At 59.4% G+C, this 13,424-nt stretch carries 12 protein-coding genes; 1 reads left to right on the forward strand and 11 read right to left on the reverse strand.

Annotated features, from left to right (window positions below; translation table 11 throughout):
- Positions 1 to 203 precede the first annotated feature (203 nt).
- From HDE76_RS18940 to HDE76_RS18990, 11 genes are all read right to left on the reverse strand, one after another.
- Positions 204 to 884, reverse strand: coding sequence for a lysozyme inhibitor LprI family protein (locus HDE76_RS18940; RefSeq protein WP_184509874.1), 681 nt, complete (start codon positions 882 to 884; stop codon positions 204 to 206).
- Positions 885 to 1,107: 223 nt separating this feature from the next.
- Entirely contained in the window at positions 1,108 to 2,736 is a 1,629-nt protein-coding gene (locus HDE76_RS18945; protein ID WP_184509875.1) for a peptidoglycan-binding protein, read from the reverse strand.
- 35 nt (positions 2,737 to 2,771) lie between these two features.
- Positions 2,772 to 3,539 carry a hypothetical protein gene (locus tag HDE76_RS18950; protein WP_184509877.1) on the reverse strand — a complete coding sequence of 256 codons (768 nt, stop codon included), beginning with the start codon at positions 3,537 to 3,539 and terminating at the stop codon, positions 2,772 to 2,774.
- A 241-nt stretch (positions 3,540 to 3,780) separates the two neighbouring features.
- Positions 3,781 to 4,476, reverse strand: coding sequence for a lysozyme inhibitor LprI family protein (locus tag HDE76_RS18955; protein ID WP_184509879.1), 696 nt, complete (start codon positions 4,474 to 4,476; stop codon positions 3,781 to 3,783).
- A 107-nt stretch (positions 4,477 to 4,583) separates the two neighbouring features.
- Positions 4,584 to 6,398 (reverse strand): type IV secretory system conjugative DNA transfer family protein, encoded by a 1,815-nt coding sequence (locus HDE76_RS18960; protein WP_184509882.1) that lies wholly within the window; start codon positions 6,396 to 6,398, stop codon positions 4,584 to 4,586.
- 176 nt (positions 6,399 to 6,574) lie between these two features.
- Positions 6,575 to 7,588, reverse strand: coding sequence for an NADP-dependent oxidoreductase (locus HDE76_RS18965; RefSeq protein WP_184509884.1), 1,014 nt, complete (start codon positions 7,586 to 7,588; stop codon positions 6,575 to 6,577).
- A gap of 46 nt (positions 7,589 to 7,634) precedes the next feature.
- Positions 7,635 to 8,423, reverse strand: a complete 789-nt coding sequence (locus HDE76_RS18970; protein WP_184509886.1) for an SDR family oxidoreductase — start codon at positions 8,421 to 8,423, stop codon at positions 7,635 to 7,637.
- A gap of 39 nt (positions 8,424 to 8,462) precedes the next feature.
- Entirely contained in the window at positions 8,463 to 9,233 is a 771-nt protein-coding gene (locus HDE76_RS18975; RefSeq protein WP_179477363.1) for an SDR family oxidoreductase, read from the reverse strand.
- A 65-nt stretch (positions 9,234 to 9,298) separates the two neighbouring features.
- Positions 9,299 to 9,988: a histidine phosphatase family protein gene (locus tag HDE76_RS18980; RefSeq protein WP_184509888.1), complete on the reverse strand. Its 690-nt coding sequence runs from the start codon at positions 9,986 to 9,988 to the stop codon at positions 9,299 to 9,301.
- Positions 9,989 to 9,991: 3 nt separating this feature from the next.
- The gene (locus HDE76_RS18985) at positions 9,992 to 11,062 is read right to left on the reverse strand and encodes a phosphotransferase family protein (protein WP_184509890.1); all 1,071 of its coding nucleotides are present in this window, start codon (positions 11,060 to 11,062) and stop codon (positions 9,992 to 9,994) included.
- Positions 11,059 to 12,297 carry an acyl-CoA dehydrogenase family protein gene (locus HDE76_RS18990; protein ID WP_184509892.1) on the reverse strand — a complete coding sequence of 413 codons (1,239 nt, stop codon included), beginning with the start codon at positions 12,295 to 12,297 and terminating at the stop codon, positions 11,059 to 11,061. The genes HDE76_RS18985 and HDE76_RS18990 overlap by 4 nt, the downstream gene beginning before the upstream one ends.
- A 152-nt stretch (positions 12,298 to 12,449) precedes the next feature.
- Here HDE76_RS18990 and HDE76_RS18995 point away from each other — a divergent pair, with 152 nt between their 5' ends.
- The gene (locus HDE76_RS18995; protein ID WP_184509894.1) at positions 12,450 to 13,376 is read left to right on the forward strand and encodes a LysR family transcriptional regulator; all 927 of its coding nucleotides are present in this window, start codon (positions 12,450 to 12,452) and stop codon (positions 13,374 to 13,376) included.
- The last annotated feature ends 48 nt before the right edge of the window (positions 13,377 to 13,424 follow it).

Here is a 13,424-nt window from a genome sequence, read left to right on the forward strand (position 1 = left end):
TTGCGTGGTGGGCTCTTTCTGTCTGGGTGTCGGGGGGGGGGCTGGGTGGGCGGGCCCGCCGGGGGGGCGCCCCCCCCCCCCCCCCCCCCCCCGCCCCCCCCCCCGCCCCCCCCCCCCCCCCCCCCCCCCCCCCCCCCCCCCCCCCCCCCCCCGAGAGTGACGCTATTCGACATGCTGGCTCCTTGCTGGCTCTTGTCTGGAGATCAATCCGTGCAGTTGTCGTAGACGAAATCGATCAGACTTTTGTCGGAAACATCTTGTGGATTAGCCATTTGCAGCTTGAATCCCCCAAGCATATCGTCGTTGCATATTTCAACGTCTTTGCGCTGTGCCCCATCTTGCAATGTGCAGACGCCACCAAAACTATGATTGGCGTGTGTCCTACCTATCGGCAGATCGATGAGCTTGCTGCATCCAATGATCTTGCCGCTATGCTTCTGATGTGCCAATGACTCATTGAACGAATCAATCCGATCGTTCGGATCACGGTAAGGCACCACATAGACACCACATTCGTGCTCGCCCCCACCGCCACTTGGCATCACACAGTATGACTTGCCGTTAATGATGTCCTTCTCATTGCGCGCCAACACAGCTACGCGCGCGGCATAGACTTGTCGCAGACAAGCCACGTCCTGGCAAATGGCGCGAGTGTATTGAATCCAGTTACGCTGTTCTTTAGCCAAAGCCTTTTTATCGACAGCTTCCGACACCGCCGCCTGTGCCGTCTTGTAGGCTTGCTGCAGCTTGCTATCCAGCGCAGACGTCTCAGTATCACTACAGATCAGCTTTTCCGTAGGGGCTGTCGCCTTGCTGCAATCGAAGCTGGCGGCGAATGCACTAGGTACCAGACCCACCAAGCCAAGCATAAAAAGAAACTTCATTGCGAGCATCGTTTACGCTCTTATGGTGAGGGCAAGTAAAATTTCAAATACACTTTTGTCATTAAAAATTCCTTGTTGTTAGCGACCCTTATACTGGCCACCCAGGATGCTATGCGGCGTACGTCCGCAGGCCTGTTTTTTCAGGTCAGACAGTTTGGAGAAGCTGACGTCGCCAAGCCGACAAACGCATCGCCGAATGCTGTAAATCAAGGACGAGCGCCTCCTATCGACCTGGGCTGCCTGGCGCAGGCCCTTGTGACGCCTGTTGGTTGATCTGCGTGTTCTGCGCTTGAATCTGACCCATCATCTGCGCCTGTTGCTGGTCGTGTTGCTGAATCTGCTGAATTGATTGATTGGGTTGCGGCGGCGGAGTATTCAAATCGACGGTGGCCGGGATGGATAGAAAGCTCGATCCATGAAAACCGATCTTCATATTCGTTTCGTCAAGATGAATAATCGTGAGATTTTCTCCAGTAATTTTGTTTGCATGGCAGGCAGCAGTGAACTGCAACAAGCGATTCTCAGAGGCGTCGGGAATACGCGTCTTCAATTCGTTGTATAGCGCGTTGTTGGGACTAAACGCACTGCGCGGATCGTCCAGGGCCAGCCCCTGGTTCGGAATTACTGACTTCGTCGAGGCCGGGTTGGGCTGCTGCAGCGCGGAAAGACCGAGCGCTTGCACCTGATGTTGATCGTGAATGGCTTTCAGGGTATTCGGGCCAGCGACTCCATCCTGCCCCAAGCCGTGGTCGAGCTGAAAGGCAAGCACCGCAGCTTTGGTGGCGGGGCCGTAATGTTCGTTGAGCTGGACTTGGGGATCGATATAGCCAAGTGCTTGTAGGTCGCCCTGTAGAGCTCGCACCGTTTCACTACGTGCGCCCTCTCGAAGCAAGCCTGAAGTATGCGCGGTTTGCTTTTGCTCTTGCACGCTCCCGTTAGCATGCAGAAATTGTTCCTTGACAGCGTTGTAATCAGAACCTAGCGTCGGCTTAGTAGAGTCAAGGCCAGCCTTCGTCGGATTAACCAGGGGATCGGCGATAACATTTTGCCATGACTGATGCAGATCGCTCTGAGGGTCTGCATTGCGAATTTTAAGAAATGCGTTTGCACCATTCAGAGCATGATCCATGCCTGCCTCGATATAACTTGGCTTGTTATCCTTGCTTCTTGGCAAGATACCGGCAACTTGATGCTTTACATCATCAACGTTTTTCAGCTCACCCTCATTAATGCTCTTGAGTATTTTCGGGTAATATGCATGCCCGCTCTGATTCTCAAGCTTGAGCATAATAGTCGCCAACTTAGCTTGATCATCGACTGTAGCGCTCTTATACAGCGATGTAGCCTGTAACTGCTCGACTGCACTGCCGCGGTCTTTATAGCCATCTCCCTTTCGGGTGAGCTGGCCCACCTGCCTCACATCATGATCATGGACAAAACTAATGCCGTCGTCAGATTTCATGAAGGCGTCTAAATGCGCTTTGACGGTCGCATCCAGCGGGCGTCCATGTTCATCTTTTATGGTGTGGCCATCGCGACCAAGGTCATTGATCGTCTGCGCCTCTTGTGCACTAGTTAAAGTCCAGCCGGGCTGGTTCGCTGCAGCCCAAGCCTGATAGGACGATACTAGCGCCGGCGCCATCTCTGGATGCTGGCCGAGATCGGTCTGTAATGTGCCGAAAGAATATCCGCTGTTTCCCACAGGATGCAGTTTGCCTTCATGCATGCTACCTGCAAAAGAAAGCTTATTCGAGACGTCGCGACCTCCGACGCTACCCTCGGATGAAACGCCTACGGCAAAGTATGCAAGTGCCTTTATTTCTGAATCGCTCAGATTGGAATCGATAGCCATTTTTTTGTTCCTTCAAAAATCAGACAATTTCGCCTTCACTTTGTGCAAAGTCGAATATTTGTTCGAGACGATTTGACGATTTTTAAATAATCCGCCGCTTGATTTGGCGGCCAGTCGTTCGTCACTTCGCTATCCTTTCGCCCGGCATCGACAACGTACGGATTTAGCGTATCAATGCATTCGCTATATAAGCCAACCTTGTACTGCGTGATTGCCACATCGTTGCGAATATCGCCCAGATCGATAAAGTTAAGAGTAGCGGTACATTTTTTCAATAACGGCTGAAGCGTGACAAGTGCTGTTTTGTAATCTTTCCTGAGGTACAACTTTTTGAAATTACTTCGGGCCTTATCGACCTCATCCGAAGAACACCCTTCAGGAACAGTTAGATACTGTCCTTTAAAACCACCATTTGCTCCACAAAATCCACTGCATTCTTTGGGGGTATCCGCCAAGACATCGATACCTTTATCTGTCTTAGTGAATTTAACTTTGCAAACGGCGCCATTCTCACTGTCGGTCGCAGAACCTTCTCCATTGATAACCGCACCCTGGATATGGCACACATCTTCGCCGGTTGTTGACTGAAGTTCGAAGATCGTTGTTCCCGTTTTCGTTTTTGAGATGGACAGATTCCCCCATCCAGCCTCAGTCGTGTACTTGCCGGGCGGGACAGTATCTGAGGCCGCGGATTTTGGAGGATGGTCCTCAGGTTGCGCTCCAACTTCTGCCGCAAGAGAAAGAAAAAGCACCACGGCGCTTAAGCCCGAGACGACGTGGGTTACATATCGGCGTTTAGTCACTGGTCTACCCTCACATAGCATTGATTTCTTTTAGAAACTGTCTCGCCGAGTCGCTGTTTCCGAACCGTATTGAAGCTGACCAAATGAATAAGTGCTTTTAGCAAGCCCTGCATAGGAAAAGTGATTCGAGTCAACCTCTTTTCCTCCTAGCTCAGTGGCAACATAAATGTACGCAGCTGTTCGCGAGTAATAGTGACGCTATCGGACATGACAGACTACTTTCTGATTCGTGTGAGGGGCATCAGCCCCCATAGCATTGGGCGTAGATGAAATCGATCAAATGCTTATCGGACGCATCCTGCGCACTGACCGTTTGCACATGGAAATGACCGAACATGTCATCGTTGCAGATCTCCACATTCTTGCGCTGCGAATCATCCTGCAAGACGCAGAAGCCGCCAAAACTATGGTTACTGCCGGCCGTGCCCACCGGCAGATCAATCAGCCGGTTGCAGCCGATGATTCGGCCCTTCTGCTTTTGCTGCGTCAGCGATTGGTTGAACGAGTCAACTCGGTAGTTGGGATCTCGAATGGGCACCACATTTACGCATTCACGGCCACTAGGGTTGCCATCATTTGGCGTTTCACAGTGTGAGTACACCTCGCCATCGAGGATATTTTTTTCATTACGCGCCAGCACGGCTATACGAGCGGTATAGACCTGTCGCAAACAAGACGCCTCCTGGCAAATGCCACGAGTATATTGAATCCAGTTACGTTGCTCTTTAGCCAACTCCCTTTTTCCATACGCATCAGTTGCGGTCAATGCCGTCTTGTAGGCTTGCTGCAGTTTGCTATCCAGGGCAGACGTCTCAGCATCACTACAGATCAGCTTTTCCGTGGAGGATGCCGCTTTGCTGCAATCGAAGCTGGCGGCAAAAGCATGAGGCGCCAGCGCCATCAGGCATAGCGCAAAAACAAGCTTTGTCAAACGCATCGAGTAGTTCCTCATCGCTGGTCCAGGGGACATTTCAAATAGGATCCCGTCATGGACTCATCTCCTTTTATTGGCTCGGCTTATTGCCACTGAAAAAGGACTTTTATTCATTGCCGCAACGCCGCGGCGGCTCGATCGCTCTTCGCATCGATGACGTCACTCGGCGCTTCCAACAAGGACGTTTGCCCCACCCGCCCGATCTTCACCGGCTCGATGCTCGCCCGCTTTTTGAAGTTGCTGTCCTTGAAAAACCAGTTCTTCTTGGCGCGGATGGGTTTGCAGCCTTCGTAGAAGATCAGTTCGTCATCGGCGGGGAGTTCCTTGATTTCCTGGGGCAGGAACAGCGCGCGCTTTTCCTCGGTGTAGTTGACCGAGACAGTGGAGCGCTGCCCACCGCCACTGCTGCGACTCTGGTGGCGCTTGCGGATGGTCTTGTAGCCGAGCATTTCGCTGTATTCGGTGGCGTCGCTCTGCTCACGCGGCGCGAACACGATCTGCGCGCCGTGGTTGGTGATGAAGTTCTGCGCGTCGTTGTCCCCGTAGGCCGAACGCAGCTGCGCGCGGCTCTGCACGATGCACAAGTCGCGCACGCCGTAGCTGGCCGAGATCGAGATGCGCTTGGCCCATACGTCCACCCGGCCCATGGCCGTGAACTCGTCCATCAGCATCAGCATCTGGTATTTCAGGTCCGGCTCTTCGCCCAGCTGCTTGGTGAGATTGTTGCCGATCACGGTGCTGAAGAAGATGTTGAGCAGTTTGCTGCTCTCGTCCAGCTTGTTGGTCGGGATGATCACGTACAGCGTCGTCGGCCGCTTGCGCAGGCTGCCGATGTCGATGTCCGTGGCATTGGTGGCCGCCGCCAGCACCGGGCTGAGGAACTGCTGCAGCGGTGCCTGCATGGTGGCGATGACGGAGGAGAAGGTCTGCTCGGCCAGGCCGGCGAGGTTGCCGAATACCGTGCGCGTTTGCGGGCTGACGAACGCATAGCTGGGATCTTTCAGAATGTTTTGCAGCATCTCCTTGGTACTCTGGCCGTCCGTACCGCTGGAGAAACGCAGGATGCGCTCGAGGCTGGGAAATTTCGGCGAGGTATTGATATCCGGCATCACCAGCGGTGGCGCTCGGCCGGTCATCAACTGACGGAACTCCTCGTCCCACGCCTCGAACAGGTAAGAAGCAAAGGCGGTGAACGCCGCGCGACCCTGCGAGGTCCAGAACGGATCCTTGCCCTGCTCGTCCGGATAAAGAATGGCCGCGATGGTCTGGATTTCGCCGATGCGCTTGCCCGGGTCCATGCCGGCCAGGGTGCTCATAGGATTGAAGCGGTGGGTATTGCCCGCTTCGTCGTACGGCGCCCACACGCGTATGGCCTGCCCCTGCGACTCGCGCCAGCCGCTGGTGGCTTTGAACAGCTCGCCTTTCAAGTCCAGCACCACCATCGACTGCAGATACGACAGCAGCACCGGAATCGCGATGCTGGTGGTCTTACCCGAGCGGGTCGGGCTGATAGTGATGACGTGCTGCGCGCCGCCCAGCCACAGATAATGGCCCTGATACTTGCCGACCAGGATGCTTTGCGGCGTGCGCGTCAGCAGCCCGGCCTTTTTCAGGTCGGACAGTTTCGCGAAGCTCGCATCGCCGTGCAGGGATTCGGCCTTGCCCTTGAAGATCGGGATCAGCAGTATCGCCCACACCAGCAGTGGCAAGCCGAAGCCGACGGCGCCGGCCGCTTTTATCTTGCCGACGTACGGCGCGACCTGCGGCAGATCCAGCGCCTGAAAGTACTGCCACCAGGTGTTCCAGGCCACAGGCACGTTTTTCAGCCCAAGCATCCACAGCACCAGCCAGTCCGCGAAGTAGAGGCCGCCCACCAAGGCCGCCAACAGCAACGCCAATGCAAAAACCAGCTTGCCCGTACTCATCGCTTATCTCCGTTCCGTGGGGAGTCCGATGCTGGTGCAAGCCTTGCTGCCGTGTCAATCCAGATGGATGTATTGCCTGTCCGTAAGCGGCCGCCCTGTGGGGTAATGAAAGCGGGCTCGGCCTCGCGTCCGATTTCCGGAAGATTTCAGACGCGTGGCAAATCGGCGGCAGGTCATCACATGTCCGAAGCGATCTTCAACAGCAGCTTGCCGCGGTGGCTGCCGTCGAACAGGCGATTGATGACCTCGGGCGCGTTTTCCAGACCGTCGGCCACGGTTTCCTCGGCCTTGAGCTTGCCCTCGCGGATCCAGCCGGCCAATGCCTGCACGGCTTCCTTGGTCTTGGTGTAATCGAGTACCAGGAAGCCGCTGACGATAAGGCGCTTGATGATGATCACGCTGTAGTTGTCGCTGGCGCGACCATCGCTGTTGTAGCCGGAGATCAGCCCGCAGAGCGCGACGCGACCGCCGATGACCATGCGCGACATGACCGCCGCCATGATTTCGCCACCGACGTTTTCGAAGTTGACGTGGATACCGTCAGGGGTGGCTTCCTTCAACGCCTGCTTCCAGTTCTCGGCCTTGTAGTCGACGGCGGCATCGAAGCCCAGTTCGTCGACAAGATATCGGCATTTGTCCGCGCCGCCGGCAATGCCGACCACGCGCGCGCCCATGATCTTGCCGATCTGCCCCGCAATCGAGCCGACCGAACCGGCCGCCGCGGATACCACCAGCGTTTCGCCGGCTTTGACCGGTGCGATATCGGTCATGCCGTAATACGCGGTGACGCCGCTCATGCCGCAGGCGCCCAGCAGGGTTGGCAGCGGAATGCCAGGGTCGGCCGGCAGACGCACGTAACCCTTGGCGCTGTCGTTGATAACCAGATAGTCCTGCCAGCCGATCAGGCCCTGGACGAGGTCGCCTTCGCTATAACGCGAGGAGCGCGACTTCACCACACGGCCCAGGCCGAAGCCGCGCATCACCTCGCCAATGGCTACCGGCGGCATGTATTGCGGGATATCGCGCATCCACACGCGATTGGTCGGGTCCATCGAAATGTACAGCGTGCGCACCAGCACTTCGCCGTCTTGCAGCTCATCGAGCGGCTGCTCGACGAGATCGAAATTGGCGCGCTGCACGAGCCCTTCGGGACGGGTTTTCAGGCGCAGCTGGCGGTTGATCGTGGACATGATGATTTCCTGTAGGAACGAATGGAATCGGTGTCGGCCCGGCGCATCAAACGGCCGAAGCGCCGCCGTCGATGCGGAACTCGGCCGCGGTGATGTAACGGCTCTCGTCGGAGGCGAGATAGAGCACAGCGTAAGCCACGTCGTCGACGTCGCCCAGCCGGCGCAGCGGCACACCGCGAGTGAGTTTCTTCAACGCCTCTTCTTCGCCGAGCTGCTCAAAGAACGGCTCGACGATGCCGGTGCGGATAAACGAAGGGTGGATCGAGTTGCAGCGCACGTCCATCTTCTGCCGCGCGCAGTCCAGCGCGACGGATTTGCTCAGCGATGCCACCGCCGCCTTCGAGGCATTGTAGACGGTGTAGTCGGGATCGACCTTGAACGCGGCCATCGACGAGATATTGATGATCGAACCCGGCTGATGTTGACGCAGCAGCGGCAGCGCGTATTTGCAACCCAGATAGACCGCGTCGAGATTCACGCCCATCACCCGCTGCCATTCCTTTGGTTGCAGGCTTTCGACACCGCCAATCGCACCGATGCCCGCATTGTTCACCAGCACCGAGATGCCGCCGAGCACCCCGTTGGCCTCGGCCAGAGCGCTCTGCCAACGGTCTTCGTCGCGCACGTTCTGCGCCGCCGACCAGGCCACGGTGTCGCCATGTTCCGCGTTGATGGCTTTGGCCACCTCGTAAACGGCGGCTTCATCGATGTCCGTGAGAAACAACTTGGCGCCGTGACGCGCCAGCAGCCTGGCCATCGCGGCGCCGAGGCCGCCGGCGGCGCCGGTGATAAACGCTTTCTTGCCCGCGACGCGGTGTGCGGAAACGTGGGTCATGCGGAAACTCCAGAGTAAATAATGAGACGACCGAACCGATCAGACCGACAGATAACCGCCGTCGACATTCAAGATGGCCCCCGTGGTGTAGGACGCTGCGGCCGACGAGAGATACAGCACCGTGCCAGCCATTTCCGACGGCTGCGCCACGCGTTTCATCGGCACGTGCGCCATCGCCTGTTTGAGGATCGCCGGCGTGTTCACCAACACCGAGGCGAACTTGGTGTCGGTCAGTCCGGGCAGCAATGCGTTGCAGCGCACGCCGCCTTCGGCGCACTCCACCGCAAACGCCTTGGTCATCGAAATCACCGCCGCCTTGGTGATCGAGTAGATGCCCTGCAGATGGCCGGGCACGACGCCGTTGATCGAGGCGACGTTGACGATGGAGCCGCCGCCGTTTTTGATCATCAGCTTGGCGCCGTGGGTGCACATATAGAAATAGCCGCGGATATTGACGTCGACGGTCTTCTCGAAGATCGACAGCTCGGTATCCAGGATGCTGCCGAAGTACGGATTGGTCGCGGCGTTGTTGACCAGAATATCCAGCCGGCCGTGCTTTTCCTCGATCGCCGCGAACAGCGCAGCGATCTGATCCATCTCGCCGATGTGACAGGCTATGGCTTCGGCCGAGCCACCAGCCGCCACGATCTGATCCACCACCGTCTGGCAGTCGGCCTGACGACGACTGGAAACGATGGTGTGCGCACCCTGCGCCGCCAGCAGCTTGACGATTTCTTCGCCGATGCCGCGGCTGGCGCCGGTAACGAGGGCGATCTTGCCGGAGAGGTCGAACAGTTCGGTAGCGCTCATGAGTGATAGTCCTTGATGACGGATGAATCGTTTGAAGTTTGGCCGTCTATTTGGAAGTACGAAAACTAGCGATAGGTGACCATTGCCTTCGTATCGGCACCTTCCAGATGCGGCCAGCCGTTGTAGCTGATCAGGCTGCGGCGCTGCGGGCCGATCGAGACGCGACTGGTCGAGGTGTTCACCAGCGGCCAACTCAGCGTGAACACCTCGGCGATCGGCGCACCGACCAGCGCATTGGCGATCACCGCAATCGGGCCGCCGGAAGTAAATGCCCAGATCGTGCGCGCCTGCTGCGCCGCCAGCGCCTGCATGCCGCCTATCACTGCGGCGCGAAACGCCGGCCAGCTGCGCGTGTATTCGTGATCGAACTCGCCGCCGGTCCAGCGTGCCACGGCTTCGGAAAACATCTGCTGGAAGGCACGATGCGGGTGTTCTAGCTTCGCCAGCTCAGCTACCAGCGCCTCGTGCGAGGCGAGCTCGGGGCGATGGCGAGCCAGCACTTCTTCGTGATCGAATTCGTCGAGCCCGTCGATCGTGATACGCGGCGCCGATACGCCGGCCGCTTCCACGCACAGATCGGCCGTATGCGCGTGCCGACGCAGCGGACCGACCACAATAAGATCGGGAACGTGGCCGGTTTGCTTGAACCAGCGACCGAGTCGGCGCGACTGCTCCTGGCCGACGTCCGAAAGCCGATCGTAGTCGGCAGTGCCGAAGCTGGCCTGGCCGTGACGAATAAGCAGTACGCTCGCCATACTTCAGAGGCTCGACGCGGCGATGAGCTTACGGCAGCGCTGGCTCATATAGGCCACCGCCTGACCGAAGCCGGCGAACTGCGGGTTGGTGGTTTGCCCCAGCACGAAGCGCCGGTAGATCTGCTGGATGATCACGGTGACGCGGAACAGCCCGAACACTTCGTAATACTCGAAGTTGTCCACGTTCCAGCCGGTGCGCTCGCCGTAGTACTCCACCAGCTCGCGCCGCGTCAGCATGCCCGGCGCGTTGGTCGGCTGACGTCGGAACGACTGGAATACCGGGTCGTCATCGGCCTGTATCCAGTAGCCCAGCGAGCCGCCCAAATCCATCAGCGGATCGCCCAGCGTGCTCAGCTCCCAGTCGAGCACGCCGACGATATCCAGCGGGTGCTCGGGATCGAGCACGACGTTATCGAAGCGGTAATCGTTGTGGATGACGCAAATGGCGGTTTCGCGCGCGGGCTGTTTTTCGGCGAGCCAGGCGAGCACGTCGTCGCAGGCGTCGGTGTCGTCGTTCAAGGCCTTGCGCCAGCGATCGCTCCAGCCGCCGACCTGCCGTGCGATATAGCCCTCGCCCTTGCCCAGGCTGGCCAGCTCCGGCAGCGACGCATCGACCTGATGCAGTTCGACCAGGCGATCGATAAAGCCCTTGCACAGCCGGCGCACGCCGTCGGCATCCAGCCCGAGCTCCGGCGGCAGGTCGCGACGGAGGATGATGCCGCGCAGGCGCTCCATCACGTAGAAGTCGTAGCCCAGCGTGGCCGGATCATCGCCGATCGCCAGGATGGTCGGCACGCGCGGATAATGGGGCTTCAGCGCGGCCATGACGCGCGCCTCGCGCAGCATGTCGTGCGCGGACTTGGCCTTCACGCCCGCCGGCGGGCGGCGCAGCACCAGTTCGCGTTCGCCGTAGCTGATCAGGTAGGTGAGGTTGGATGCGCCGCCGGGAAACTGCGAGATTGTCGGCTCGCCGTTCAGGCCGTCGATATGCTGCTTGAGAAACGCATCGACCTTGCCGATATCCAGCCGGTCTTCCTCGCGCACGCTGCGCGCCTGATCGACGGCCGCCGTCATCGTGCTTTCCTCGCGGCGCTGGCCGCCCCCTGGGCGCGCATCTCCAGCTTGGCGATCAGGCCGCGATGCACTTCATCCGGGCCGTCGGCCAGGCGCAGGATGCGCGCGTTGGCAAACAGCGCGGTGATCGGAAAATCGTTCGACAAACCGGCTGCGCCGTGAATCTGGATGGCCGCATCGGCGGCCTTCTGCGCCAGGTTCGGCACGATGACCTTGATCTGCGATATCTCGCTCATCGCCGCCTTCACGCCCTGGGTGTCGATCAGCCACGCTGCCTTCAGCGTGAGCAGGCGCGCCTGTTCGATCGCCATGCGCAGGTCGGCCACGATGTCCTTGTTGCCGCCCAGCTCGATCAGCGGCTTGCCGAAGGCAACGCGCGCGCTGGCGCGCTCGCACAGCAACGACAGCGCCCGCTCGGAGGCGCCAATCGCGCGCATGCAGTGATGAATGCGGCCCGGCCCGAGGCGGCCCTGCGCGATCTCGAAACCGCGGCCGGTGCCGAGTATCACGTGATCCAGCGGCAGCCGCACATCGGTAAAGCTGACCTCGCCATGGCCGGACGGCTCGTCATAGGCATGAAACACCGGCAGCATGCGCTCGACCCTGACGCCCGGCGCATCGAGCGGGCACACCACCATCGTGTGCCGCTGGTGCGGCGGCGCATCGGGATGGCTCAGGCCCATGAAAATCACCACGCGGCAGTGCGGATGACCGATACCGGTGGACCACCACTTGCGCCCGTTCAGCACGATGTGGTCGCCCTCGATCGTGGCGGTCGCCTGCATATTGGTGGCGTCGGACGAAGCCACATCCGGCTCGGTCATGCAGAAGGCGGAGCGAATCTCGCCGTCGAGCAAGGGCTTCAGCCAGCGCGACTTGTGCATGTCCGAACCGTAGCGCAGCAGCACTTCCATATTGCCGGTGTCCGGCGCGTTGCAGTTGAAGATTTCCGGCGCGATGAACGAGTGGCCCATGATCTCGGCCAGCGGCGCGTAGTCGACGTTGCTGAGGCCGGCGCCGTACTCGGGCTCGGACAAAAACAGATTCCATAGTCCAGCCGCCTTCGCCTTGGCCTTCAGCGTTTCCATCACCGCCGGCTGGTGCCAGGTGCGCCAATCACCGCTGCCGGTAAGCTCGTCGGCAACGATTTTTTCAGCCGGGTCTACTTCGTCGCGCATGAAGCGATTGAGCGTTTCTGCCAGCGCGCGCGAGCGTTCGGAATGAGCGAAATCCATCGAGCTTCTCCTGCGGGTATGCCGTCGTTATTCCCCAAGCGTACGCCCGTCGGCATCAATCAGTGACATGAATATCTTTTATATCCACCCATCAGCTCAGTTAATATGTTTAATCGTGCAGCGCAGCATGTCGAATACATCCGAGGCCCACCATGAATCGCCCCGACCTGCGAATGGATCTGAATCTTTTTCGCGTGCTGGACGCCATCCACACGCACGGCGGCATCAGCGCGGCGGCGCGTGCGCTGCACCTCACCCAGCCGGCGATCACCCATTCGCTCAATCGCCTGCGCGAGCTGTTCGGCGACCCGCTGTTCGTGCGCCAGGGCAACCGCGTGGTGCCGACGCACAAGGCGCGCAGCGTGATGGCCGAAGTGCAGCTGCACCTGCGCGGCCTGCAGGCCACCACGCAGATGCACGCGAGCTTTCGCGCCGACGAACTGGACATGACCTTCACCGTCGGTTTTCGCGACGTGCTGGAGTCCATCGTGTTTCCGCCGCTGCTGGCGAAGATGGCCGCACTCGCGCCGCATACGCATATCGTCAGCCGGCGCATTGCCGCCGCGGATGTCGATCGCGAACTGAGCGCCGGCACGACCGATCTGGTGGTGGACCGGCGGCTGCAGGCCGGGCCCCGACGGTGCAGCCAGCACCTGCTCGACGAGTCGCTGGTGGTCGGCATGCGCGCGAAGCATCCGCTGGCCGGCAGTGCGCTGCGCCGCAGCGACTACCTGAGCACACGCCATGTGGCGGTTTCCCAGCTCGGCGAGGCCGTGCCGCTGGACGTGCTGCTGGCGCAGGACGGCCGCTCGCGCGATATCCAGCTGGTCTGCCAGCACTATTTTTCCGCCTGCCAGGTCGCCGCGTCCAGCGACCTGCTGCTGACCATGCCCCGCTCGTACGCCGACTGCTTTTCACAGCTGCTGCCGATCGTGGTGCAGCCGCTGCCGATCAAGCTGAAGCCGATTCCGATTCTTGCCTACTGGCACCCGTCGAAGAACGATGACCGCGCCCACGAATGGTTCCGCCAGCGGGTGTTCGAGATCATCGGCACGGCGCCGGAATTCAACGATCGCTGAGCCTTAGCGCTCGCCGACCATACCGATCCGAGCTCGCTAGCCAGCAGA

It is taken from the genome of Rhodanobacter sp. ANJX3, assembly GCF_014200755.1.
Lineage (GTDB): Bacteria > Pseudomonadota > Gammaproteobacteria > Xanthomonadales > Rhodanobacteraceae > Rhodanobacter.

Coding starts and splice junctions, on each gene's coding strand:
- HDE76_RS18985 (WP_184509890.1), bottom strand. CDS start 11,062: ATGACGGCGGCCGTCGATCAGGCGCGCAGCGTGCGCGAGGAAGACCGG.
- HDE76_RS18990 (WP_184509892.1), bottom strand. CDS start 12,297: ATGGATTTCGCTCATTCCGAACGCTCGCGCGCGCTGGCAGAAACGCTC.
- HDE76_RS18975 (WP_179477363.1), bottom strand. CDS start 9,233: ATGAGCGCTACCGAACTGTTCGACCTCTCCGGCAAGATCGCCCTCGTT.
- HDE76_RS18945 (WP_184509875.1), bottom strand. CDS start 2,736: ATGGCTATCGATTCCAATCTGAGCGATTCAGAAATAAAGGCACTTGCA.
- HDE76_RS18960 (WP_184509882.1), bottom strand. CDS start 6,398: ATGAGTACGGGCAAGCTGGTTTTTGCATTGGCGTTGCTGTTGGCGGCC.
- HDE76_RS18970 (WP_184509886.1), bottom strand. CDS start 8,423: ATGACCCACGTTTCCGCACACCGCGTCGCGGGCAAGAAAGCGTTTATC.
- HDE76_RS18940 (WP_184509874.1), bottom strand. CDS start 884: ATGAAGTTTCTTTTTATGCTTGGCTTGGTGGGTCTGGTACCTAGTGCA.
- HDE76_RS18965 (WP_184509884.1), bottom strand. CDS start 7,588: ATGTCCACGATCAACCGCCAGCTGCGCCTGAAAACCCGTCCCGAAGGG.
- HDE76_RS18980 (WP_184509888.1), bottom strand. CDS start 9,988: ATGGCGAGCGTACTGCTTATTCGTCACGGCCAGGCCAGCTTCGGCACT.
- HDE76_RS18995 (WP_184509894.1), top strand. CDS start 12,450: ATGAATCGCCCCGACCTGCGAATGGATCTGAATCTTTTTCGCGTGCTG.
- HDE76_RS18955 (WP_184509879.1), bottom strand. CDS start 4,476: ATGCGTTTGACAAAGCTTGTTTTTGCGCTATGCCTGATGGCGCTGGCG.